The sequence below is a fragment of the Acinetobacter sp. LF10 genome (assembly GCF_048585715.1).
Lineage (GTDB): Bacteria > Pseudomonadota > Gammaproteobacteria > Pseudomonadales > Moraxellaceae > Acinetobacter.
Genome location: NZ_CP184160.1, coordinates 353,081 through 375,837 on the forward strand (window position 1 = coordinate 353,081; position 22,757 = coordinate 375,837).

Annotated in this window: 24 protein-coding genes; 9 read left to right on the forward strand and 15 right to left on the reverse strand. The window is 37.3% G+C overall.

The annotated features are described in order from the left end of the window. Window positions 1-123 precede the first annotated feature (123 nt). The 3 genes from truB (at window position 124) to ACN19N_RS01620 (ending at window position 2,395) form a co-directional block, all read left to right on the forward strand. The gene (truB, locus tag ACN19N_RS01610; RefSeq protein ID WP_269229468.1) at window positions 124-1,017 is read left to right on the forward strand and encodes a tRNA pseudouridine(55) synthase TruB; all 894 of its coding nucleotides are present in this window, start codon (window positions 124-126) and stop codon (window positions 1,015-1,017) included. Between the two features lie 10 nt (window positions 1,018-1,027). Continuing rightward, window positions 1,028-1,798 carry a sulfite exporter TauE/SafE family protein gene (locus tag ACN19N_RS01615; protein ID WP_420001840.1) on the forward strand — a complete coding sequence of 257 codons (771 nt, stop codon included), beginning with the start codon at window positions 1,028-1,030 and terminating at the stop codon, window positions 1,796-1,798. A gap of 150 nt (window positions 1,799-1,948) precedes the next feature. Beyond that, window positions 1,949-2,395, forward strand: coding sequence for a hemerythrin domain-containing protein (locus ACN19N_RS01620; RefSeq protein ID WP_420001841.1), 447 nt, complete (start codon window positions 1,949-1,951; stop codon window positions 2,393-2,395). A 37-nt stretch (window positions 2,396-2,432) separates the two neighbouring features. On the opposite strand, the gene ACN19N_RS01625 is transcribed toward ACN19N_RS01620, so the two are convergent. The 3 genes from ACN19N_RS01625 to serA all read right to left on the reverse strand — a co-directional run bounded on the left by ACN19N_RS01625 (window position 2,433) and on the right by serA (window position 5,608). Beyond that, window positions 2,433-3,299 carry an EamA family transporter gene (locus ACN19N_RS01625; protein ID WP_420001842.1) on the reverse strand — a complete coding sequence of 289 codons (867 nt, stop codon included), beginning with the start codon at window positions 3,297-3,299 and terminating at the stop codon, window positions 2,433-2,435. Window positions 3,300-3,390: 91 nt separating this feature from the next. Then, window positions 3,391-4,260: an EamA family transporter gene (locus ACN19N_RS01630; RefSeq protein ID WP_420001843.1), complete on the reverse strand. Its 870-nt coding sequence runs from the start codon at window positions 4,258-4,260 to the stop codon at window positions 3,391-3,393. Between the two features lie 115 nt (window positions 4,261-4,375). Then, window positions 4,376-5,608, reverse strand: coding sequence for a phosphoglycerate dehydrogenase (serA, locus tag ACN19N_RS01635; protein ID WP_269229473.1), 1,233 nt, complete (start codon window positions 5,606-5,608; stop codon window positions 4,376-4,378). 357 nt (window positions 5,609-5,965) lie between these two features. Between serA and ACN19N_RS01640 the strand changes: the two genes are divergently transcribed. Next, window positions 5,966-7,375 (forward strand): FAD-binding oxidoreductase, encoded by a 1,410-nt coding sequence (locus ACN19N_RS01640; RefSeq protein WP_420001844.1) that lies wholly within the window; start codon window positions 5,966-5,968, stop codon window positions 7,373-7,375. A gap of 81 nt (window positions 7,376-7,456) precedes the next feature. Here the strand turns inward: ACN19N_RS01640 and ACN19N_RS01645 are convergent, their stop codons facing one another. From ACN19N_RS01645 to ACN19N_RS01660, 4 genes are all read right to left on the reverse strand, one after another. Further along, window positions 7,457-9,625 (reverse strand): SEC-C metal-binding domain-containing protein, encoded by a 2,169-nt coding sequence (locus ACN19N_RS01645; protein WP_420001845.1) that lies wholly within the window; start codon window positions 9,623-9,625, stop codon window positions 7,457-7,459. A 214-nt stretch (window positions 9,626-9,839) separates the two neighbouring features. Beyond that, window positions 9,840-10,154: a putative quinol monooxygenase gene (locus ACN19N_RS01650; RefSeq protein ID WP_420001846.1), complete on the reverse strand. Its 315-nt coding sequence runs from the start codon at window positions 10,152-10,154 to the stop codon at window positions 9,840-9,842. 12 nt (window positions 10,155-10,166) lie between these two features. Then, window positions 10,167-10,757, reverse strand: coding sequence for an NAD(P)H-dependent oxidoreductase (locus ACN19N_RS01655; protein ID WP_420001847.1), 591 nt, complete (start codon window positions 10,755-10,757; stop codon window positions 10,167-10,169). A 108-nt stretch (window positions 10,758-10,865) separates the two neighbouring features. Next, complete coding sequence (locus ACN19N_RS01660; RefSeq protein ID WP_420001848.1) at window positions 10,866-11,738, reverse strand: DUF4349 domain-containing protein; 873 nt, start codon at window positions 11,736-11,738, stop codon at window positions 10,866-10,868. Window positions 11,739-11,918: 180 nt separating this feature from the next. On the opposite strand from ACN19N_RS01660, the gene ACN19N_RS01665 reads away from it, so the two are divergent. Then, a complete protein-coding gene (locus tag ACN19N_RS01665; protein ID WP_269238614.1) occupies window positions 11,919-12,290 on the forward strand; it encodes a hypothetical protein in 372 nt (123 codons plus the stop codon). 363 nt (window positions 12,291-12,653) lie between these two features. Next, on the forward strand, window positions 12,654-13,883 hold the full coding sequence (locus ACN19N_RS01670; RefSeq protein ID WP_269239719.1) for an MFS transporter: 1,230 nt from the start codon (window positions 12,654-12,656) through the stop codon (window positions 13,881-13,883). 92 nt (window positions 13,884-13,975) lie between these two features. Here ACN19N_RS01670 and sodC read toward each other — a convergent pair whose 3' ends face one another. The 3 genes from sodC to ACN19N_RS01685 all read right to left on the reverse strand — a co-directional run bounded on the left by sodC (window position 13,976) and on the right by ACN19N_RS01685 (window position 16,528). Then, the gene (gene sodC, locus ACN19N_RS01675) at window positions 13,976-14,560 is read right to left on the reverse strand and encodes a superoxide dismutase [Cu-Zn] SodC (protein ID WP_293745262.1); all 585 of its coding nucleotides are present in this window, start codon (window positions 14,558-14,560) and stop codon (window positions 13,976-13,978) included. Between the two features lie 103 nt (window positions 14,561-14,663). After that, window positions 14,664-15,761, reverse strand: a complete 1,098-nt coding sequence (locus tag ACN19N_RS01680; protein WP_293745263.1) for an AI-2E family transporter — start codon at window positions 15,759-15,761, stop codon at window positions 14,664-14,666. A 122-nt stretch (window positions 15,762-15,883) separates the two neighbouring features. Beyond that, the gene (locus ACN19N_RS01685) at window positions 15,884-16,528 is read right to left on the reverse strand and encodes a ParA family protein (protein ID WP_269238611.1); all 645 of its coding nucleotides are present in this window, start codon (window positions 16,526-16,528) and stop codon (window positions 15,884-15,886) included. Between the two features lie 128 nt (window positions 16,529-16,656). On the opposite strand from ACN19N_RS01685, the gene ACN19N_RS01690 reads away from it, so the two are divergent. Beyond that, window positions 16,657-17,124: a Holliday junction resolvase-like protein gene (locus ACN19N_RS01690; RefSeq protein WP_420001849.1), complete on the forward strand. Its 468-nt coding sequence runs from the start codon at window positions 16,657-16,659 to the stop codon at window positions 17,122-17,124. A gap of 14 nt (window positions 17,125-17,138) precedes the next feature. Here the strand turns inward: ACN19N_RS01690 and ACN19N_RS01695 are convergent, their stop codons facing one another. Beyond that, on the reverse strand, window positions 17,139-17,762 hold the full coding sequence (locus tag ACN19N_RS01695; protein ID WP_293745265.1) for a class I SAM-dependent methyltransferase: 624 nt from the start codon (window positions 17,760-17,762) through the stop codon (window positions 17,139-17,141). Window positions 17,763-17,931: 169 nt separating this feature from the next. On the opposite strand from ACN19N_RS01695, the gene ACN19N_RS01700 reads away from it, so the two are divergent. Further along, window positions 17,932-18,495, forward strand: coding sequence for a hypothetical protein (locus tag ACN19N_RS01700; protein WP_269229481.1), 564 nt, complete (start codon window positions 17,932-17,934; stop codon window positions 18,493-18,495). A gap of 44 nt (window positions 18,496-18,539) precedes the next feature. On the opposite strand, the gene ACN19N_RS01705 is transcribed toward ACN19N_RS01700, so the two are convergent. Beyond that, on the reverse strand, window positions 18,540-19,115 hold the full coding sequence (locus tag ACN19N_RS01705) for a hypothetical protein (RefSeq protein ID WP_269229482.1): 576 nt from the start codon (window positions 19,113-19,115) through the stop codon (window positions 18,540-18,542). Window positions 19,116-19,134: 19 nt separating this feature from the next. Further along, window positions 19,135-19,911, reverse strand: a complete 777-nt coding sequence (locus tag ACN19N_RS01710; RefSeq protein ID WP_420001850.1) for a class I SAM-dependent methyltransferase — start codon at window positions 19,909-19,911, stop codon at window positions 19,135-19,137. Window positions 19,912-20,032: 121 nt separating this feature from the next. On the opposite strand from ACN19N_RS01710, the gene ACN19N_RS01715 reads away from it, so the two are divergent. Next, complete coding sequence (locus ACN19N_RS01715; RefSeq protein ID WP_420001851.1) at window positions 20,033-21,307, forward strand: hypothetical protein; 1,275 nt, start codon at window positions 20,033-20,035, stop codon at window positions 21,305-21,307. A 58-nt stretch (window positions 21,308-21,365) separates the two neighbouring features. Here ACN19N_RS01715 and ACN19N_RS01720 read toward each other — a convergent pair whose 3' ends face one another. Together ACN19N_RS01720 and ACN19N_RS01725 are read right to left on the reverse strand one after the other, a co-directional pair. After that, window positions 21,366-21,953 carry a hypothetical protein gene (locus tag ACN19N_RS01720; RefSeq protein WP_269229485.1) on the reverse strand — a complete coding sequence of 196 codons (588 nt, stop codon included), beginning with the start codon at window positions 21,951-21,953 and terminating at the stop codon, window positions 21,366-21,368. Between the two features lie 319 nt (window positions 21,954-22,272). Beyond that, the gene (locus ACN19N_RS01725; RefSeq protein WP_269238606.1) at window positions 22,273-22,719 is read right to left on the reverse strand and encodes a hypothetical protein; all 447 of its coding nucleotides are present in this window, start codon (window positions 22,717-22,719) and stop codon (window positions 22,273-22,275) included. Between the last annotated feature and the right edge of the window lie 38 nt (window positions 22,720-22,757).

Genomic DNA, 22,757 nt, shown 5'->3' on the forward strand with positions numbered 1-22,757 from the left:
TTGCTTTTAATTTCGAAAACGAAAATAAATTTAGCATAGATGTTGTTTTTTTGAGCGTTTAATTTTTAAAAATCCGATGAATAGTTTTGATAAAATACACCTTTCTTGTTTGACTTTTCATTTATGAAAAAAAGCTCTTATCGCCATCTGAGTGGTGTTTTCTTATTAAATAAGCCGTTAGGTTTAAGTTCTAATTCGGCATTGCAAAAAGTACGTCGACTTTTTAATGCACAGAAAGCAGGACATACAGGTGCTTTAGATCCGCTTGCAACAGGTTTATTACCGATTTGCTTAGGGGAGGCAACCAAGTTTTCGCATTATTTATTGGATTCGACCAAGCGTTATCAAACAACAGTAAAACTTGGACAAACAACTGCTACGGGTGATGTTGAAGGGGAAATTCTTCAACAAAGAGATGTGCCAGCATTAACTGAAGCTAATATTGAACAGGTTCTAGAACAGTTCCGTGGTGATATCAAGCAAGTGCCACCGATGTATTCGGCACTGAAACGAGAAGGTCGCCCTTTGTATGAGTTAGCGCGCCAAGGAATTGAAATTGAGCGTGAAGCGCGTCCAGTGACGATTTATGAGTTAAAACTCATTGATTTTACAGAAGACAGTTTGACCTTAGATGTGACGTGTTCTAAAGGAACTTACATCCGAGTGTTAGGTGAAGATATTGGTGAAGCTTTGGGCTGTGGTGGACATTTAACAAAATTACATCGTACTCAAACAGGTCATTTTGAGATTAATCCAAGTTATACCATCGAATATTTAGAAGGGCTTACTCAGGAACAGCGGGATGCATTATTGTTGCCTGTTTATGCACCTGTTGAACATTTTCCACGGGTTCAATTACCCGAAGGGCGTGAAAAATATTTTGGTAATGGTCAAGAAAGTAATATTGAGCACGAAGCTGCTGCTGAAGTATTGGTATTCGATGGTGAGCGTTGTTTAGGCTTAGCTGAAATTACAGATAAAAAGCGTCTTGTGCCAAAACGTTTGTTGAATTTATAAGGTTATATTGATGGAATGGGAGCTGATTCTGAGTCTAGTGTTCTTTGCATTCTGTGCGGGAACAATTGATGCGGCAGTTGGTGGTGGTGGGTTAATTCAGATTCCAGCATTAATGGGTGCATTACCACAAACGGCTCCTGCAACATTATTTGGAACAAATAAACTGGCTTCTATTTTTGGAACGGGTTCTGCAGCTCTTTCATTTGTACGTCGAGTAAAGTTGCAGTGGTCATTATTATGGGTGATCGCAATTTTTGCTTTTATCAGTGCGTATGTAGGTGCAGCCTGCGTTTCACTGGTGCCTACTCATATATTAAGACCAATTGTCTTAGTTATGCTGATTGTAATTGCAATTTATACCTTTATGAAAAAGCAATTTGGGCAAGTGCATGTGGATCAACACATCACACCAAAATTATTATTTTTTGCCGCATTAGGTAGTTTAGCGATTGGTTTCTATGATGGAATCTTTGGTCCTGGTACAGGCAGCTTCTTTATCTTCTTTTTTATTCGCTTTCTTCAAGTCGATTTTTTACATGCTTCTGGATTATCTAAGATTGGTAATTTTATGACTAATCTAGCGGCACTGAGTTTTTTTATTCCCGCAGGGCATATCTTCTTTCAGCTTGGTTTTATGATGGCGGCTGCAAATATTGCAGGTTCATTATTGGGTGTACGTTTGGCTTTGAAATACGGTAGTGGTTTTATTCGTATTTTATTTTTGATTTTGGTCAGTATTTTAATTTGTCGGTTGGCTTATCAAATCTTTGTTGCAGTTTAATCTATAAAAATAAACTTTCCATACAAAAATCTACGCAAACATCGCTGTTTAAAAAAGTGTCATTTTTTAATATGAAGGCTCAGCCAATCAGATCAACTAGAGAAGAATTGAAGTAAGTGTTGATTATGCTAGCCATCGTAGAGGTAAATAATGAATATATTTGAGGCACTCAGAGAAAGCCACGAACAACAACGTAACTTAGCTGAACGATTAATTCAGACCAGCGGACATACTCAAGAAAGGGAACATTTATTTAAACAGCTTAAGAATGAACTCTATGCGCATTCAGTTGCCGAAGACCGCTATTTATATATTCCTTTAATGTTTGATGATGTGGGTTTAGATATTACCCGCCATGCTTTATCTGAGCATCATGAAATGGATGAACTGATTGAAAAATTAGAAGAAACTGATATGAGTAATCCGAGTTGGTTAGCGACAGCAAAACAATTAAGTGAAAAAGTCCATCATCATTTAAAGGAAGAGGAACATAAATTTTTCCAACAAGCTGGAAAAATTTTAGGGGATGATGAAAAGGAAAAACTAGGTAAAAAATATCTTACTGAATATCAGAAATATAAAAATGCAGATAGCTAATTTTCGTTATAACGAGAATGAGCACAAAGGAGTGCTCTTACTGAGTTTGAGATTTTTCACCACGTAAGGTCACTCCAATGGATGCGATCATGATACAGAGAAGTGCGAACCACTGAATCATGCTAATTTGTTCATGCAGTAATACCAGTCCAGCTAAAGCAGCAAGCGCAGGTGCAAGGCTTGAAAGCGTACCATAACTGAGTTTGCTTAAACGTTTTAAAGCCATGAGATCAAGAGCATAAGGAATCGCTGTGGCTAAAACGGCAATCACTAAGGCTTTGCCCCAATATTGAGTGTTGAGTAGAGCAGGTGCATTACTCCACAGACCAAATGGAAGTAAGGTCAGTGCAGATAAACCAATTGCGATGGTTAAGGCATGCATCCCAATATTCTGTTGCACAACTCGATGTCCGAAATAAATATAAAATGCCCAAAATAGTCCAGCACCTAAAGCACAGGCTGCGCCAAGATAAGAAAAATGCTGAGTATTTGTATCATGCCAAGGTACCATCAGTGCAATTCCTAAGACGGCAAAAGCTACCCAGATGTAATCACTACGTTGCTTAATTGAAAGTAAAGCTAAACCAAGAGGACCGATAAATTCTAAACCGACCGCAATGCCTTGAGGCAGCTTCCCTAAAGAGCTATAAAACAAGATATTCATACAGCCCAAAGAAGCGCTATATAACAGCAAATCTCGCCATTTTAGATATTTCAGTTTAGCGATCACTTTCCATGAGCGGAACATGATCGCAACTAGAATAGTGGCGAAGCTCAACCTTAAAATGGTCACGGTGAGAGGATCAAGTGTCGCAATCAGTTGTTTTGCAAATGAAGCACTGATTTGATAAGCCACCATGGAAAGAACCATGTATAGCACAGCGACCAACTGAATATTTTTCATGGGAGATCTACAAAATCAAAGTAAACAGACCTAAAAATAGGCACGATGATTATATGCTGTGAAAACGACATTATGATCATGCAGTGACATTTTATTGAGCCTGTTTCTGTTGTCTAGCCTGTTGAGTGGTAAAAGTACAACCGATCGATGCAGCTATAATCGTTGCTAAAGCGAGCCATTGATTCCAAAGCAAAGTTTCACCCAAAAAGATGAAGCCTGAGAGTGCTGCTACAGCAGGTTCTAAGCTCATTAATGTACCAAAGCTCAGTGGGGTTAAACTGCGCAAAGCAATCATTTCTAATGAGAAGGGTAATGCACTGGCTAAAATCGCAAGCCCAATAAAATAGTATAAATTGGGTAGTTCAAACACTCGATCTATTGCGCCTGAAAAGGCTGCGAAAGGAAGTAGGCACAGCATACCAATACTCATGCCTAAACAAACCGTATGATTGCCTGAGATACCAGATGGCTTCTGTCCTGCAATAATGTACAGCGCCCAACATGCACCTGCACCGATGGCAAAGCAAACACCGATTAAATCAAGACCTTGTTGTGCTTGTTGTAGAGGAAATAGCAATACCAAACCTAGAATGGCACAACCGACCCAGATGAAATCATATTTTTGTCGTGCATGAAATAGTGCAACACTTAAAGGGCCGATAAACTCAAAGGCAACTGCTAAGCCCAAAGGTAAACGCTCCAGTGATAAATAGAACAGGGCATTCATTCCAGCAAGTGCAACACCATAGCTGAGAATCGCTTTCCAACGCACTACTTTGAAATTGATGGTCCAAATTTTAAAAATCAATGCCAAGATGATCGCACCAAAACATAAACGCATGGCTGAGACCGTAAGGACTGGGAAACTTTGGAATAGAATTTTGGCTAAAGAACCACTGCCTTGCACACACAACATGGCAATCATTAATAACAATAAAGCATGTAGTGGTGTTTTTAGCATTGGGAGAGCAACTTATTATTTGAACGATTGGTATATTATTCACATAATAATTCAAATGTGAATAAAAAAGCCACAGCTATTGCTGTGGCTTTTTATAGATTATTCTAAATTTAGCTTAGAACAATACACGTACACGAATTGTGCCTTCAACTTGGCTTAAGGTATCAAGTGCTTCTTGAGAAGCAGATGCGTCAACATCCATAACTAGATAACCAATATCACCTTTGGTCATTAAAGATTGACCAGAGATATTGATGCCTTGTTCCGCAAATAATGTATTGATTTTAGACAACACACCCGGAACGTTTTTGTGGATGTGCAGTAAACGGTGTTGGCCATCAGAAAGTGGTAATGCGATTTCTGGGAAATTCACCGCAGAAAGCGTCATACCTTTATCTGAATATGCAACGAATTTTTCAGCAACTTCTAAACCGATGTTTGCTTGCGCTTCCATCGTAGAACCACCTACGTGCGGTGTTAAAATCACGTTGTCTAAGCCACGAAGTGGAGAAACGAATTCTTCACCATTGGCTTTTGGCTCTTTCGGGAATACGTCAACCGCTGCGCCAGCAATGTGACCAGATTTAATCGCATCTGCCAAATCTTCAATAATCACACATGTACCACGTGCAGCATTAATGAAGATCGAACCTTCTTTCATTTTCGCGAACTGTTCTTTTTTGAAGAAGTTACGTGTAGAAGGAACATCTGGAACGTGTAAAGAAACTACATCAGCAGTTTCTAAAAGCTCATCCAATGAACCCACTTGGCGTGCATTACCTAACGGTAATTTAGTTACCGCATCATAATAGCAAACTTTCATACCTAAGCTTTCAGCTAAAACTGAAAGTTGTGAACCAATTGAACCGTAGCCAATAATACCTAGAGTCTTACCACGCGTTTCAAAAGAACCAACCGCAGATTTGTTCCAACCGCCTGCATGTGTATCTTTTGATTTTTCAGGTACACGACGAAGTAATAAAATTGCTTCAGCAAGAACCAATTCTGCAACCGAACGTGTATTTGAATATGGTGCGTTGAAAACAGGGATACCACGAGACATCGCTGCTTTTAAATCGACTTGGTTGGTACCGATACAGAAACAACCTACCGCAATCAATTTATTCGCTGCTTCAAAGATTTCTTCAGTCAATTGAGTACGCGAACGAATACCAACAAAATGAGCATCTTTGATCGCTTCTTTTAAAGCTTCACCTTCAAGTGCAGTTTTGTGGTAGTCGATGTTGGTATAACCCGCAGCGTTTAATGTATCGATGGCATTTTGGTGCACACCTTCTAACAAAAGGAAACGGATTTTGTCTTTCGGTAGTGATAGATGTTGGCTCATTACGGCTCCGCTACAAAGGCCAAAATTTAGTTGCAGTATCATAGCATAGAGCTTTGAGATATAGATATTTCGTTTAAAATTAGCTCAGCATAAATGTTGAGAATTTTTCAGTTCCGAATGAATTTTAGTTTTTATACACATTTTGTTATGACACTATTGCCATCCTGTGCTTTATCCCTCGCTTGCTTACATGTAAAATAAAGAAATACGATAATCAAACTAATCAATTGAAAGTTTGATGCTTTCGCTAGCGTTTCTATATTTTGGATGTTTCGACACCTTTGTTTATAAGGTTTTGAAAAATATTATGTTGTCATCCAAAAGCCCTATATTTACTTCTTGCTAGGCCTGTAAACGATGAATGCTTCAGTCGCTTTGACACCTGAATTATTGACCCAATTGACGGCAATTGTAGGTGAAAACCGTATTAAAACCGATGCTGACAGTTTAGAAAATTGGGGGCGAGATCATACTAAACATTTTGATCCGAACCCATCAGTCATCGTTTTTCCATCAAGTACTGAACAAGTTCAGTCGATTGTAAAACTTGCCAATCAATTCAATGTTGCGATTACGCCATCGGGTGGTCGTACAGGTTTATCGGCTGGTGCTGTGGCGAATAATGGCGAAATCGTAATTAGTTTCGACAAGATGAATCAAATCTTAGAATTTTTGCCAGCGGATCGTATGGTTCGCGTTCAAGCGGGTGTTGTGACTGAACAATTACAAAATTATGCCGAACAACAAAGCATGTATTACCCAGTTGATTTTGCATCGACAGGTTCTAGTCAAATTGGTGGAAATATCGGAACCAATGCAGGCGGTATTAAAGTCATCAAATACGGTATGACACGTAATTGGGTGCTTGGCTTAACGGTTGTGACGGGTAAAGGCGATATTTTACGTTTAAACAAAGGCATGATTAAAAATGCGACGGGTTATGCCTTGCAGCATTTGTTTATCGGTGGTGAAGGCACATTAGGTTTAGTGACTGAGGCTGAGATTAAACTTGAGCGTAAGCCACAAAACTTACAAGTGATGGTATTGGGTACGCCTGACTTTGAAGCGGTAATGCCTGTATTACATGCTTTCCAAAAAGAAATCGACTTAACTGCATTCGAGTTCTTTGGTGAAGTGGCAATGCAAAAAGTCTTGGATCGTGGTCATGTACAGCGTCCATTTGAAACAACTTGCCCATTCTATGTATTACTCGAATTTGAAGCGCCGTATGAACCAATCATGGACAAAGCGATGCAGATTTTTGAGCATTGTATGGAACAAGGTTGGGTGATTGATGGCGTAATGAGCCAAAGCTTAGAACAAGCGCAGAGCTTATGGCGTTTACGTGAAGATATTTCGGAATCTATTGCACCGTATATTCCTTATAAGAATGATATTTCAGTGTTGATTACGCATGTGCCAGCGTTTATCTCAGAAATTGATGCGATCGTTGCAGACAACTATCCAGACTTTGAAATCTGCTGGTTTGGCCATATTGGTGACGGTAACTTGCACTTAAATATTTTAAAACCTGAAAATTTAACTAAAGACGAATTCTTTGCGAAGTGTCAGGTGGTGAATAAATATGTGTTTGAGACTGTGAAAAAATATGATGGATCGATCTCTGCCGAGCATGGTGTCGGTATGACCAAAAAGCCATATTTGGAATATTCTCGTTCGCCTGAAGAAATTGAATATATGAAAGCATTGAAATTGGCATTTGACCCGAATGGGATTATGAATCCAGGGAAGTTATTTGATCTTTAATGCTTGATTAGATAAAAGAATCTATGCTAAAAGCGTATCGTAAGATGCGCTTTTGCCATAAATTTATTTTTTAAAATTAATCTAATTTACTAGATCGCAACACTTTTTGAATTTCAATCCACTGCCACATGGACATTTTTCATTTCTACCAATCTTTGGCTGGATGTTCTTAAAAGTTCGAGATTGCTCGGGTTTGAAAGTTATTGGATTACCAATATTGATTAGATGCCGAGTATTATTTAGGTTCATACCTCTAAAATCTTTTTCCAAATCTTTGGAATATTGCCATTCGTAATTTTCATAAATTGCTATCGATATATTTAAAGTGTATGGATTAATAATGAATCCAACCCAGCTTTTAGCTTTTTGAGAGTATTTTCTACGTTCAATATGTTTTTTGAGTCTATTGTATGCAGAATTATATGTATCTACATTACAATGGATTGTTATCCCTGAATAGGATTCTGAAATCGGTACAGTTAAATCATGATGATGTAGATCTATATGAAATTGAGCAATCATTTTTTCTATTGCTTCATTAACAAAATTTATAGTCTTTTCATCTAAAGAAAGTAGGTGAAATCCAATTTGCTGTAATTTATAAGAATCTGAATTGCAGACTTGATCAATAAGTTTACCAATATAGCTGTTTTTGAATCTTGTTAATAAGCCATCGGGTATAATAGGTATGTTTTCTAAATGATCTCTTCTTGCCATCATAGCAAGCTCAAGATCACATGTTACATTATCATCTAGCATGACACTTTGAAATTCATTTTGAAAATATAGATTTTGATTAATATAAACAGCTAAGGTTGAAAGTTCATGATTCAATATAATTGATGATCCATAATCTGTACGTTTAATAAGGTAGTCAAATATATGTAATGGTGAAGGTAGCATTTCGGCTAAAGTATCAATAAAAAAAACATCCGTTACAAAAGGGGTTTTAATTATATGATCTGTATGATATCTAAGAAATTGTCTAGCTTGAGTAGCTAATGCTGGATAATGGTCTGAAACAACACAAATAGGTAAAATAGTTTCATATTTTCTAGATATATTGATTGTTTTACCATACTCATCTTTCAAAATTACTTCTGGTGTCTGTATCAATTGGCTGCAATTTAATGCTTGGTCATATGCTTCTTGGACTGCATTTTTAAAGTCTTTAGCCAATTGTGCAGAATTTCCTTTACGTGCGGCAATAGTTAATTTTTTAGATTTAGCCTGTATGATAAGTGCAAGTTTTCCAAAAGTGATTAGAATATCAATTTCGCCTGCTTTATCACCCCCTCTAAAAATATCTATATTTGTGAAGACATTTTCCCTATTAAAAACAGTTTCTAATCGATTGGCTGTAAAATATTCTGTAAATATACCTCTATTTTTACTTGCTTTATCTGCATATTTCGTATTATTGAACCAAAAAAAAGGACTTTCATATATAGACTCCCATATGGTTTGAATACTAAAATTGTAATATAAGTTATTTATTTTAATGATCGGGAAGGCATTAGTGTGGTTAAAGTCATCTACAGAGTTGAAGTTGAATAGTTCTTTGTCATTAGGGTGTGAGAGCAAGGCTGAAATACAAGATTTAACTACTTTTTCTGAAAGTTTTGATTTATTAATAATCTCATTTATTTCAAATTGAAAAATAGATAAAAAGCTTTCAATATAATTTCCATTACTATTAATTAATAAATTATTAGCTTTTTCTAGCTGTATTTCTTCGATTATTGAAACGGTCTTGACGAGGTCTTCTATTGAAAATCCTTTATTTGATTTAAGCCAACCATCATCAGGTTGATATCGTATTTTGGAAATATCTCTATATTGATGTTTAAATGCACTTTCTGCACTATAAAAAATAGCTTCTCTCATCATTGAACTAGACGAAAGAAAATTACCATTTAATATCTCATCTTTAGATAAGTTTTTTGGTAAAAAAGTATAATGTAGTTCTTCAAATAATTTATAAATCTGAGAAATCCTTTCTGAAAACATTAATGGCGTTAATAAATTATTCCCTTTATAGTTCTTAAAAGTTAAAGCTATTAAAGTTGATAATTCTGTCTTTGATAATTTGGTTTTATCATAAGATTGTATAAAAGCTTTACTATCTAATATTTCTCCTTGTACAATAATATAAGTATCTTTGAAGGCAAGAAAAGCTAGGATTTCAAGAAAGCCTTCTTCTTCTGCCAGTTTCTCTAATTCTTTAAATATATCTTTTTCTGTTTTCATTTTAGATCACTTAGTAAATTCTGTTTTTTGCTTTAATAATTTTTTTAAGATAACATCTTTATTATGAGGCAATCAATATTAATGCTTTTTAAGATATATTTTTTATAAAAAATAAAAGAGTAACTTAGTTTTGATTTTAAGTTACTCGTTTAGAATGATAAAGTTAAAAATCTTCAGTTTGGCTAAAGCAATATGGCTTTAACAAAATTAAGTTCTAAATCCCACTTTCCAAAATACGCACTTTGACATTAGCCACATGCGCTTTGGTCGCTTCAAAATGCTTTAGCATATGCGCCGTTTGCATATGTGCTTCAAGGTGAGCGGTACTTTCCCATTGTTCTAACATCACAATGCTATTTTCATCTTGCGTCTGCATCGCAATTTCTGGCAGGTGATCAATCAATGGGGCATAGCCATGACAGCCATCTTCTGCCAGTACAGTTGGAATGATTTTTTGGAAAGCATCTAAAACTGCTTGGCGATGTTCTACACCTGCATGTGTCTGAATTTCTGCAATGATTGTCAACATAGGGTTTCTCTCTTAATGGGCAGTTGCAAAATGCTGATCTAAATGTGCTTTGTAGGCTTTAAGGTAACTTGGCACATTCGGCGCCTTGATGACATCATTGACGATAAATGTAGGTAATGATTCCATACCCAAGAATTGATTGGCTTTATGGAAAGGTAAATAAACACCATCCACGCCCACGCCGTGAAAGAATTGATCAGGATCAGTGAACGCTTCCATTGGTGCATTCCATGTCAACGACAACATGTATTTTTTACCTTGGATTAAACCACCTGAACCATACTTCTTAGAAGCATCAGAACGGCTACGTCCATCGCTGGCATAAAGTGAACCATGACCAATGGTGAATACATCATCAATATATTTTTTCATTGTCCATGGCGCGCCCATCCACCAACCTGGCATTTGATAGATCACCACATCTGCCCATAGATATTTTTCAATTTCGGCTTGGATATTATAGTCACTGTCGGTACGTGTTACTTGAACTGTATGACCTAAAGTTTTTAGATGTGATTCTGAAAAGTCAGTCAGGGTGTCATTCAACTCACCATTTGAGTGAGCGAATTGTTTAGCACCATTAATAATTAAAATATTGCTCATAAAATTAAACTCAAAAATAGATTTCTAAAACTTGAGTGCATTTTAGAGAATCTATTCATGAGTAAAAATGTGTAAATAAGCAAAATACTATTGACTAAAAATCAATAATTATGGGTTCTGTTTTCGTGTTTTATAGGCTTTACGGATTAACCAAACTGCAATAATCACAATGAAAAATGCCCAAAATTGAATCAACCATATGATGGCTTCTTTAAAATACGATAATCCAACTTTGAAGGCTTGAGCGATTCGAGTGAGTAATGGGTCACTGTCTAATGTTGCAATGCGATGAATATTTAAGTCTTGGCTTTTACGAACTTTAGGCTGTTGGAAAAACTCTAAACGAATGGTGCTATATGCTAGACGATCTTTCACTTCTAAATCAGTAAGCTGTTGTAATTGATTATTTACTGCATTAGATGCGCTATTACTTTGGTTCGCTGTATTGAGTTTCTCTTCTAACAGTTTTAACTCGTAACGTTTTGCTTCGTAGCTTTGTGTATTAAAGTTCAGCATTAAAGGCAGTAAATGATTTAGAAATGTTGTCACCTGATCATTTGGAATACGTACCGTCAGTTGTACTGTTGGTGTGATTTTCTCATAAATATCCACGGTTCCATCGATGCGATCATGTTGAGAACGGTCACTCACTTGATAATCAATTTGCTTATTTTCAATATAACCGTTGTATTGCAATAACTGTTGCTCAAGTGTAGATGTGGTTTTTAATACATCCTTTACTTCAAAGCGTAATTCAGCACTTTTAATCAATTGACGATTTTGTTCGAGAGCACTTTGTTGTGTGCTGACCAGCTGTTCAGGATTTTTTGCTGCATTTGCTCGAATTGTTTCACTATTAGGCGCCGCACTTTCTGTCGCTACAGATGCATCACTTGCAGCACCTTCTTCTTTTTTCGAGCAGCCGACAATCGTACTACTGACGACTAAAATAATTGCTAATTGTTTTGCTAAATCTGACATTGGTTATGCCTAATCCGTGGTGATGTTCATGTTATAAAATTTGTTTTTTAGTGATTTGTGATGATGTTCAAATGATTGATAAATACAACAAATCTCTCATAAGTCACATACATTTTGTTGCTTTGAAATTCAGTTTTGCATAGTAGCATAAATGCATGTGGTAAATAGGAAAGGTACAAAATGTATAAAATTTGGATGATTTTAGGATGCGGACTTGTTTTAACGGCATGTAATCAGCCGATTGCACAGTCACAGCAACAAGCAGCGGTACAAAAAAGTACGGCAATACATGCAGTTTTACTCGATCAACCAAATTTATTTCATGATGAAACTAATCTCAAAATTGATCAGCAGTTTAATCGTGCTGAAAACCCAACAGATGCGGAAATCACTGTTGAGCAAGACCAATTAGATGATTCTGTTGCAGCTATTCGTACCGAATATGAGTTAAAGCGTGATCAAGAAGTCTGGAAGATTGTAAATAAAAAACAAAGCTATCGGTGTGCGAGAGGGGACAATACCAATAAATTCCAGTTTGAATTGTGTTCCTGAATCGCATTGATAAATTGACGATGAATAAAAACCAAACAAAAATGTGGATAACTTTTGGGTTATTCACATATCCACACAATTCCTTTTATTGCTTAAATTGCAGGCATTTTTAAAAAGTGCTAAAGTTGCGCTTGGAAATTTTTCCAATAGGTAAAACTTTTTACCAATCTCACGTAAATAAATTGTTTTCTTAATACACCTTGTGAATACGGTGTTTTCACATTTTTACATGCGCTCTCACTGCATGAAAATCAAAATTTAATTTAAATCAAAGCCATAAAATCGTGTGCTGATGATCCTATTTCCCTTTTATTTGTGGAAATGGGCTGTATACGAATTGGTTATTTTTGTGAATAGAACATGATGACGAATAATCAGAGCATGACGTTAAACCGTATAACGCTCATGTTTCCATTAGCTTTAGTGCTATTCGAATTTTCAGTTTATATCGGTAATGATTTAATTCAACCAGCGATGTTGGCGATTACGGAACAATTCGGTGTTAGTGCAACATGGGCACCATCTTCCATGTCTTTTTATTTATTGGGTGGAGCAAGCGTTGCTTGGTTGCTTGGACCTCTTTCAGACCGTCTTGGACGTAAGAAAGTATTATTGGCAGGCGTAGCTTTCTTTACCATCTGTTGTTTGCTGATTTTACTCACGCACAATATTCAACAATTCCTGACTTTACGTTTTTTACAGGGAATTGGCCTTACGGTCATTTCGGCAGTGGGTTATGCTGCAATTCAGGAAACATTTGAGGAGCGTGATGCCATTAAAGTGATGGCCTTAATGGCCAATATCTCATTGCTTGCGCCATTACTTGGGCCTGTTCTTGGTGCATTTCTGATTGATTATGTCTCTTGGCATTGGGGTTTTGTTGCGATTGCAATCGTTTCATTCCTGAGTTGGTTTGGTCTAAATAAATTTATGCCAGCAACCCAAGAGCGTCGAGCGAGACAACCTTTTAGTTATATTTTTGATGATTTCAAAAAAGTATTCACCAATCGCCGTTTCTTAGGGTTAAGCATTGCTTTACCTTTGGTTGGGATGCCATTAATGCTATGGATTGCGCTGTCACCCATTATCTTAGTCGATGAGTTGAAGCTTAGTAGTGTGCAATATGGTTTAGCGCAATTTCCTGTATTTTTCGGGCTTATTGCGGGAAATATTATTCTGATTAAGATTATTGATCGCTTTCCATTAGGTAAAACGATTTTGATGGGCTTACCCATTATGTTGCTCGGAACCTTGTTTTTGGTGCTAGGCGTGATTTGGCAAACTTATCTAGTGCCGTGTTTATTGATGGGTATGACCTTAATAAGCTTAGGAGAGGGGATTAGTTTTTCAGTTTTATATCGTTTTGCATTAATGTCTTCAGAAGTATCCAAAGGGACAGTCGCTGCGGCTGTTTCAATGCTATTGATGATGAGTTTCTTTGTGATTATAGAATTGGTGCGTCTACTTTATACGCATTTCCATATTTGGGCTTTTGCTTTAGCGAGTGTCAGTTTGATCGGTTTTTGGTTTATGCAACCAAGAGCTGTACTCAAACAAGTGATGCAAGAACGTAAAGCCAAGGGAATCAATTAGTGAATAATATGCTGAACCAATAGCGTAGTCATTTGTAGCTGGATAAAATATCTACAAAACTGTGGATATCTTTTTAGATACCCACAGTGCTTTTATGATTGAATAACACCACAGGCAATTCGCTCGCCACCACCACCTAAAGGCTTAGGTGTATCTGAATAATTATCTCCACCTGCATGAATCATGATCGCACGACCTTGAATATCTGAAAGTTTTAGGCGAGGAGCAATGACAGGTGTAACCGCAAAACCTTTATTATTGACCACCAACACAGGTAAGTCACCTAAATGCCCATTTTCTGGTGTGCCGTGATTGGCAGTGTGATCAGGGTTGAAGTGTCCCCCTGCTGCAAGAGCAGCTCCCATTTTTCCATCCTTTAATGCTGCTTCACATGAGCCGTTTTCATGGATATGAAAACCATGTTCACCTGGGGAAAGTTTCCAAAGCGCAGGGGTGATGAGTAAACCTTTTGCTGTTTGCTTAAATGTTACTGTTCCAATCGATGCACCTATACCTTTGGCGTCGACTTGATAAACTTGTATGAGTTGTTTCTGATCTGTTGTCGTTGGCTGTGTTTGAATTTTAGATGCGTTGTTGTCTAAGTTAATAGACGAACATGCACTCATCATCAAAACTAAACTTGCCAGAACACAAGACTTTTGTACCGTTGCAATCATTGCAAATTATCCTTATCTATCATCTTTATTTGTTGGATTCAAACAAAGTATGGGATAACTCCTAAGTTGTCAGTAAGATTAAATGGTAAGTCGTGTAAATAGATTACGGCTTTATTTCAGGTGGTGCTTCAATAGCAGCGATTGGCTCCTGAACATTTTCATGTAACCATTCACGCCAGATCGCCAATAAAATCGCCAAAATGACTGGACCAATAAATAAGCCCACTAAGCCAAAACTTGCGATTCCTCCTAGCACACCAAACATAATTAAAATGAATGGAATTTGGGTTGCGCCTGAGATAACTAAAGGTCGAATCACATTATCTGAGCTACTTACAATCAAGACACCCCATGTAATAACACCAATTGCTTCGACAGTCTGGCCTTGAGCAAATAACCATAAACTAACTCCTAAATAGGAGATGGGAGTTCCAAATGGAATTAAGGCCAAGATAAACGTCACCATGGTGAGTAGCATTGGGTTAGGCACACCTGCTACAAAGTAACTGAGACCCGCTAAAATGGCTTGTGCCACAGCAGTTAATCCCACACCATACACTACAGCGCGTGTTGTTTCTGAAATGGTTTCTAGATAATGATGTACGCGAGGACCAATGATCTTTTCTAATGCACGACTCACCTGAAACAAAATCATTTGCCCATCACGATAAAAAAAGAACAGTGTCATGATTGCAAAGGTCAGTTTAATTAAATTTCGACTAATTTCGCTCAGTACAAAACGACCATAGCTCAAATGACCTTGTATCCATTCGGCAACATTCTTCGCAATACTATTCGGATCGGCACTTAATTCATTGACTGTACGACTGATATCTTTACCAACAATTGGTAGTGTTTTAATAAATTCGGGGACTTGAATATGACCTGAAAATAATTGTTTTTGTAAATTAAAATATAAATTTCGGCCTTCAAGTTGCAGCATGAAAATGGCACAAATAAAGGGAACCCCAATCACTAAAATGACCAACGTAATCATGATCGTTGCATTTAGCGTTGGTCGATTTTCACCAAAAAAACGACGTTGTACCCATAAATAAACAGGCCATGTCATATAAGCAATAATCGCTGCCCAAAGAACAGGAACGATAAAGTATTTGAGGATACTAAATCCGAGGAACATTAAGACAAAAAATAGTCCAAACAGCAAAACGCGTTGTAATGTTGGGGCGTATTGTTGCACGATAATATTTCTCTAGTGCTGGTAGATGAATAAAACCATATTAACTGAAAAACCAGCCTAGGGAAATTTTCATTGCCTTATTTTAAGATTCAATATCAAAAGATTAGCTTGCTTTGCAACGCTTAGAACCATTCAGTTGGATCATCAACCAATTGATTTAGAACAGGCTGCCATTGGCTTTGAATACTGACAAAGTTTTTCTGTGTTTTATCAAAAATACTCAAGCCTTGCATTGCCAATGTGCCGTAAGCGCTACGTTCTGAGATCCATGCGACAGGCTCTTGTTCAATCTTATTAAAGAAGTCTTGAATGTCTTTTGAACTAGAGCTATTCGCTTTCACGCGATTGGCAATCAATAGAATCTGTACTTTTCCTTTACGAATACGTTTAATATCTTGTAAATGTTTTAGGAAACGACGCGTACTATCAATATCAAAGAATGAGGGCTGTAAAGGGGTCACAATGGCATGGGCTTCGCTGACCAATTGTTCTGCATGCTCACCTGACAGTGCGCCTGGGGCATCAATGATTAAATAATCGAGATGTTTAGGTGCATCACCAATTGATTTTTCATGCCTCCAGTCGAGGCTTTGAATCGCAGCAACAGTTTCAGGGCGTTGTTTTAACCATTGTAATGATGATTTTTGGTTATCAGCATCAGCTAACGCGACTTTATAGCCCTTTTGTGAGAGTGCTGCGGCAAGCGTAATGGCTGTCATGGTTTTACCACAGCCACCTTTTTGATTTGCAATTAATATTGTCTTCATGAAATTAGATTTTTTAACAAGCGTTTTGTATTCAACTATACCTTAGCATCTTTTTCAGTAGAGTGTGTGACACATGACAAAAGTTTAATGTTGCAGTTAAATAGCAGATTCAGAAAAAGGAAAGTTTTATGTCGGTTTGGCTTGCAATGTTAATTGGTGGTTGCATTGGTGTTGTGATTACCACACTGATTTTATCCAATACGCGGAATGGTCGTATTCAGGCGGAATATGAAAAATATATTGCTGAATTAGAATTAGAACATAAGCAAGCTTTACTAGATGCGCAGAAACGTAGTGTAAATACCAGTCGTGCGGTATTAAAAGGAAAAATGGCAGAACAGTTTGCGCCGATTTTACCTGAATTTCAGTATTTACCTAGTGATGCAAAATTTCTCGGTGATCCTATCGATTATGTGGTTTTTGATGGCTATACCGATTTTCGTGATGGTGATGGGACTGCGGACGATATTGAAGTGATTCTACTTGATATTAAAAGTGGTGGTGCACGCTTGAGCAAAGGACAGCAGGCAATTGCGCAAGCGGTACGTGAAGGACGTATTCGTTTTGAAACGCTAAGAATTGATTTTGAAAATTAATGATTGCTTTGAATTTATAACTTTTGCACGCGCGCCAATAGCATTTTTTGTGCAATAGCAGGAATACCATCTGCATCAAAATATTCTTTCTCAAGAAATTTAAATTTAGCTTGTGCAAGGTGTCGTTCAATATCACGATTGAGATGGCATCCATCTCCAATCCTTTTTTGTATCGGAGTGAGTAGGGTCTGTAAGGATTGTAATTTGATCGAGTCAGGATGTTTCACATGTTCAATTAAATGAAAGGTGCCTGTAGGTTTCAACACTCGATAAATTTCGGCTAAGGCGAGATCAAGTTTTGGAATACTACAGAGTGTCCATGTGGAAACAATATGATCTAAACTTGCATCGGCAAATGGTAGTTTCTCTGCGCTAGATTGTACATGCTTAATATAAAAAGGCGCATGTTGAACTCGTTCAACGGCAAGATGATAAATGTCTGGGTTGGGTTCTAAAGCATAAAGTGAGTCAACATTGCCATAGAAAGGAATATTTAAACCTGTACCAAAACCTATTTCGAGGACTTCACCTTCGATAGGAACCAATAATTCACGACGCTTATCCATTAGACTTGCAGTTTGCATGACTTGGTTGAGTAAATGTGGGAAAACTCGACGTTGATAGAATTGATAAATCATAGAGATCCATTCGTTGATTCAGATTAGAGAAATCAGTAACAAAGCCACAAAAATATGACTAAAGTAAGTTTGATTGTTACTAAAAAAAGTAATTTTTTTCATCGTCTAAGCATACTATGAAGATATACGCTTTTCTAAGAATTTAGTTAGATTTTGAGGGTGATGAGCCATGAAAAAACGTCTATGGATGAGTTTAGGCATGGTGGTTATGCTTGGGCAGGCACATGCATCGACCAGCGGAATAGAATATAACATTGCCAATGGTTTATCGCCGATCGCAAAGGATCAGTCTATTTCGGTGTTACAGCCTTTTTATGGCAACTTTCGTATTCTCGGCTCTAAAATGTATCAGGATGACGAACAAGCCAAGTTCTCTCCAATTGATTATGCTGTGAGTTGGGGCTTATTTGCCAAGCCTGAGATTGCACGTAAAATTTCAGTGAATCAATATGATCGTTATCTGAATTGGAAAATTGATAAACTGCCTGTTCCTGCCGATCAAGCCATGCAAATGGTGTCCAATATGCATATTATTCCTGCAAATCCTGAAATTGCTCAGCAAATCAAACAAGTGAAGCGTGGGGATTTGGTGCAGTTGAAAGGCGAGTTGGTCGAGATTCGTGATAAAAATTTGGTTTGGAAATCTTCTTTAACACCAACCGATACAGGCGATGGAGCATGTGAGTTATTCCGTGTTAATTCAATTCAGTGGATAGAAAAACAAAAAATCTAATCTTGTTGAACAAGAGAGGGTCGTATGACCCTCAATTTTTTATATCACTCACTAGCCTTTTTAGTTTCTGTTGGTTGAGAACTTTTCCAATGGTGCAGTTGGCTTTGCGCATGTAAATACTCATTTAGATGATCAACTTGTTTGGCTGTATCAGTATTTTCTGTTGTGCTCGCTAAGGTGCTTTGCTCGAGTACTTTGGCTTGATTATCCCAATATTCATACAAAAGCCCTTGAATATAACGACCTTGTTCGGTTTTGAGTTCTAACGCTTTCAGCATATTGAGTGCAGATCGGATATTATCTTTTTGGCGTTGTTGTTCAAATTCAGGTGTGAGTGAATTGGCTTCTTTCATCTTTGCAAGTTCTATTTCCATGCTGTCGCTCATTTCGGTAAAACGACGGTCATAGTCATCTAAAATTGCAATATCATGCGCATCGTCAGCCGTTGTAGGGAACTGTTTAATAGGGATTTGCTTAAGCTGACCAATGGCATCATTAGAATTTTGAGTTTGCTGTTCTTGCTGAGAGGGCGCTTTGGGGTCTTTGTTACAAGCACTCAGTAATAGTGTAGAGCTGATCAAGCAACTGAGTGCAATCGTGGTTTTAAATTTAAAGGTCATAGAAACACCTGATTTATTGTTACTTTGCTATTTTTTGGAAATGGTAAGCAAAGGTTGTATAAGGAAAATCAATCTGATCTTGCGCAGTTCGCCCTGTAAAATCAAATACAATTTGTTCAAATCTTGCTTTCAATTGCTGTTGTTGATGTTCTGGCATTGCTGCAATAAAACTGGTGGAAAGTAACCGTTTGCTGACCACTTGTTCTACTGTGCCTGTATGTTGGAGTTGAAAGGTCTGAAGAGCATTGAATTTAAAGAATTGTTGCTCAAAAACCTGTTTCCATTTCTCACTATGGTAACGCGGTGTATCTGCTTCAAAAGGTGCAATTTCATCAGCCAACGCTTTGACCCAATCCACAGTAATGTCTCGTTGATTCCAAACCAGTCCAAGATGCCCCGCAGGAATTAATACCCGATACATTTCTTTGAGCGTTTCGATATTTGAGAACCAGTGGAAAGATTGGGCACAAATAATGGCGTTAATGGATTCATCCTTCACCAGAAGTTGATCGCTTGAAGTCTGTAGACATTCGACTGTGCTGTAGCGTTGCTCCAGTTGTTCTCGCATGGCTGTCACAGGTTCAACGGCAATCACTTTTGCCTGTGTCTGAAGCAGGAAAGGTAAGAATTTGCCAGTCCCTGAACCGAGGTCAATAACAGTGGAATTTTCACCGACTTTGAGCTGATCTTGCAGCCAAACGATGACTTCTGGTGGATAACTGGGGCGAACTTGCTGATAGAGTTCTGCCCCTAAACTAAAGCCTTTTTGTGCAGCAGGATGCAAGGATTGTGTCATTTTTTGCGCTTTTTAATCTGTCTTATCTCTATAAAATAAGATACTCCGCAAATAGGGTTTGGCAAAGACATCATTTGATGGCTTTTTGCGACAAGCCTAGGATTAATTTTTCAGTGTGAGCATGGATAAGCAAATAATATTTGAAGATGAACATATTCGCGTTATTTTTTTAAAAGGTTCAAGTGACACTTTGGTGGTTTCGTTTGGCGATTTGATTAGTCGTGCCAAAGGAATGTCGATTAATGCTGAAAAATCACTCATAAAATATCAATATAATGTCATAGGCATTATGCCGAAGCAAAAAACTTGGTTTCCTAAAAGCAGCATGTTTGAAATGCAGCGACAGATTCAGCCGATCTTACAACAGTTTGAGCAGATTGTGGGTTACGGTGGATCAATGGGAGGCTATGCTGCGATTAAATATTCTAATTTATTGAATATGCATAAAATCGTTGCTTTTGTACCACAATATTCGATAGACCCTGATGTGGTGCAAGACCGCCGTTATGTGGAATTTTTTGACGCATCTATTCATCAAAATATGCAGATTCAGGCGGATGAAGTGGATTCATCTCGTGAATACATCATTGTCTATGATCCATACTATGCAGAAGATAAAGAACATTTCTTAAAAATACAGCCCTTATTACCAAAGATGCATGTGATTCATTTACCTTTTACAGGACATGAAGCACTCTCGGTTTTGGCAAGTTCGCAATTACTCAATGATTTTGTTGAGCAACCTTTTGAGATTACTTATTTTTATCAGCGCGTTCGAGAGGTTAAAAAGCAAAGTAAGTTCTACTATCGCCATGTACTAGATGCATTATTGAGCAGACATCATCAGGCTTTATTGCGAATCTTGCAAAATAACGATTTTGAATTAGATGAACGTTATTTTGATGCTGTTCTTAAGCAAAAATTGGTTCAACAGTTATTTAATCTACAACAGGGTACTGAGCAAAATCTACGTAAGTTAGGTATTCATGCGCATTTTATCCAACAGATGGACAGCTCAGTGCCAACCATTCGCACGATTCAAAATACATTATTAGTTTTTAATTTAGTCAGCTTAAAGCTAGAGGCTTATAACGCTGAAGCAATTCAGGCGAATCAACAATATTTGCTGCCATTGAAAGGCAGTGTGAATGCCGTTGTTGAACTTGAGTTAAATGCAGAATCTTATGTTTTGACGATGAATGATCGTGGGATTCATAAATTAGTTAAAGTCGGTGAAGCTTTGGCTTTGGATCAGTCTTTATTGATTTTTAAACGCTATCCTGAATATTATCAAGTCAGTTATAAAAACTTAACCTTGAGTTGTGATGATCATGGGCAGGGACATTTTATTGAAGATCATGCGGATGAGCAGACCAAACTACGATTGATAGATTAAATCACATCGTCAAAAGCCCTTTGCTTAAGCAAAGGGCTTTGGATGATTGGTTAGAAAATTAGTTTGTACCCACTTTGGCATTGGTATTTACGTTCGCATTCACACCTAATACTTTCACACCAACATTGGCACCTGTTTGCAGATTTTTTCTATCTGCATTTAAGCCTGTTTTTGCATTTAGAGATGAAGTCTTACCATTCACTTGTGTATTTAAATTCGTTTCCGCATTTAAATTTAATGCTTTAGATTTAGTTTGCTTTTCTTCAATTCGTTTTTTGATGTTGGCCTTTTGGTCAGCAGTAAATTTCTTGCCATCATTTACTTTGTCTACGGTGTAATCACGCGTATTTTTGACAGCCTCACCTGTTTTATTGATGACTTGTGAACTCACATGGGTTGCGACACCAACCGTTTTTTGAGTGGCATTTACACCTGTATCTACAGCAGCATGACCGACATGTTGAGCTACATGACCAACGCCTTGTGCTGTATTTTTAACTGCACCAGTAACGCCTTTGATCAACCCACCTGATTCTACATTCACTTGCGCCGAGCCATTGGCATTGACACCAACGTTTTGTGCAAAAATAGATGCAGAAGCAAGGAGAGTTGTTGTCACGATAGCTGTTTTGATCATTTTTTTCATTGCAATTTCCTTAGCGATGTACCGTATTGGGGTACTTCATCAACGCAAATGCATCATAACGAGCAAAACAGAGAAAGTGATGGATTTCAGCAAAACTTTACAAGCAAATTACAGCTTAAAAACACTGTAGCTAGAAATTGTGGAGATGATATTTTCTATAATTAAATGAAAAATAAAATAAAAAAGTTATGTTATTTAAATAATTCATCTCAATATAACTGAAAGAAATAGGTGAAAAGCATATTTCCCTTGGTTTGTTTTGATCGCAGGATCACAAATATTCTAAGACCCTGCATCATCGATATTCAGCTATGACGCATTAGGCGCATTGCGCGAGTGCATTTTGACTAAAATGACTTTTCAATTTATTGAAGTTGTTCGTTACATCTGGATTTTGAATATCAAAAGTAGTGGCACGACGTGTTTTAGAATCAACCAGAGGTTTTGATGTAGCCGCAAGATGATTTTGATTTACAACGTATTGGTATGTTTCAGAAGATGCCTTCTTTAATTGATTCTTTTTGAAATACCATGTTTCTGTACTTTCACCACCATTAAAATAGCCTGTAAATTGGATCAGACAACCATTGTTAGAGCGACTCAATGTTGCCAAATTGGTTTTGGTATTGGGAAGAGCTTCAATATTTTGTACTTGTTCTAACTGTTTTATGGGCGAAGGTGATGCTGTCGGTAAATAAGAACATGCAGTGAAACTGATTAAGCTGAGTAATGGTAGTACCATCATTTTGAATGGGTGATGCATCATTTGCAAAATTCCAATCCTATGAATTTATGTTATTGAGT

What these genes read in the sequence shown, in the direction of transcription:
- ACN19N_RS01640 (WP_420001844.1), top strand. Translation starts at nt 5,966, where the DNA reads ATGAATGCTTCAGTCGCTTTGACACCTGAATTATTGACCCAATTGACG.
- ACN19N_RS01645 (WP_420001845.1), bottom strand. Translation starts at nt 9,625, where the DNA reads ATGAAAACAGAAAAAGATATATTTAAAGAATTAGAGAAACTGGCAGAA.
- ACN19N_RS01720 (WP_269229485.1), bottom strand. Translation starts at nt 21,953, where the DNA reads ATGAAAAAAATGATCAAAACAGCTATCGTGACAACAACTCTCCTTGCT.
- ACN19N_RS01710 (WP_420001850.1), bottom strand. Translation starts at nt 19,911, where the DNA reads ATGACACAATCCTTGCATCCTGCTGCACAAAAAGGCTTTAGTTTAGGG.
- ACN19N_RS01625 (WP_420001842.1), bottom strand. Translation starts at nt 3,299, where the DNA reads ATGAAAAATATTCAGTTGGTCGCTGTGCTATACATGGTTCTTTCCATG.
- truB (WP_269229468.1), top strand. Translation starts at nt 124, where the DNA reads ATGAAAAAAAGCTCTTATCGCCATCTGAGTGGTGTTTTCTTATTAAAT.
- ACN19N_RS01615 (WP_420001840.1), top strand. Translation starts at nt 1,028, where the DNA reads ATGGAATGGGAGCTGATTCTGAGTCTAGTGTTCTTTGCATTCTGTGCG.
- sodC (WP_293745262.1), bottom strand. Translation starts at nt 14,560, where the DNA reads ATGATTGCAACGGTACAAAAGTCTTGTGTTCTGGCAAGTTTAGTTTTG.
- serA (WP_269229473.1), bottom strand. Translation starts at nt 5,608, where the DNA reads ATGAGCCAACATCTATCACTACCGAAAGACAAAATCCGTTTCCTTTTG.
- ACN19N_RS01620 (WP_420001841.1), top strand. Translation starts at nt 1,949, where the DNA reads ATGAATATATTTGAGGCACTCAGAGAAAGCCACGAACAACAACGTAAC.
- ACN19N_RS01655 (WP_420001847.1), bottom strand. Translation starts at nt 10,757, where the DNA reads ATGAGCAATATTTTAATTATTAATGGTGCTAAACAATTCGCTCACTCA.
- ACN19N_RS01725 (WP_269238606.1), bottom strand. Translation starts at nt 22,719, where the DNA reads ATGATGCATCACCCATTCAAAATGATGGTACTACCATTACTCAGCTTA.
- ACN19N_RS01690 (WP_420001849.1), top strand. Translation starts at nt 16,657, where the DNA reads ATGTCGGTTTGGCTTGCAATGTTAATTGGTGGTTGCATTGGTGTTGTG.
- ACN19N_RS01685 (WP_269238611.1), bottom strand. Translation starts at nt 16,528, where the DNA reads ATGAAGACAATATTAATTGCAAATCAAAAAGGTGGCTGTGGTAAAACC.
- ACN19N_RS01660 (WP_420001848.1), bottom strand. Translation starts at nt 11,738, where the DNA reads ATGTCAGATTTAGCAAAACAATTAGCAATTATTTTAGTCGTCAGTAGT.
- ACN19N_RS01670 (WP_269239719.1), top strand. Translation starts at nt 12,654, where the DNA reads ATGACGAATAATCAGAGCATGACGTTAAACCGTATAACGCTCATGTTT.
- ACN19N_RS01665 (WP_269238614.1), top strand. Translation starts at nt 11,919, where the DNA reads ATGTATAAAATTTGGATGATTTTAGGATGCGGACTTGTTTTAACGGCA.
- ACN19N_RS01630 (WP_420001843.1), bottom strand. Translation starts at nt 4,260, where the DNA reads ATGCTAAAAACACCACTACATGCTTTATTGTTATTAATGATTGCCATG.
- ACN19N_RS01715 (WP_420001851.1), top strand. Translation starts at nt 20,033, where the DNA reads ATGGATAAGCAAATAATATTTGAAGATGAACATATTCGCGTTATTTTT.
- ACN19N_RS01705 (WP_269229482.1), bottom strand. Translation starts at nt 19,115, where the DNA reads ATGACCTTTAAATTTAAAACCACGATTGCACTCAGTTGCTTGATCAGC.
- ACN19N_RS01650 (WP_420001846.1), bottom strand. Translation starts at nt 10,154, where the DNA reads ATGTTGACAATCATTGCAGAAATTCAGACACATGCAGGTGTAGAACAT.
- ACN19N_RS01695 (WP_293745265.1), bottom strand. Translation starts at nt 17,762, where the DNA reads ATGATTTATCAATTCTATCAACGTCGAGTTTTCCCACATTTACTCAAC.
- ACN19N_RS01700 (WP_269229481.1), top strand. Translation starts at nt 17,932, where the DNA reads ATGAAAAAACGTCTATGGATGAGTTTAGGCATGGTGGTTATGCTTGGG.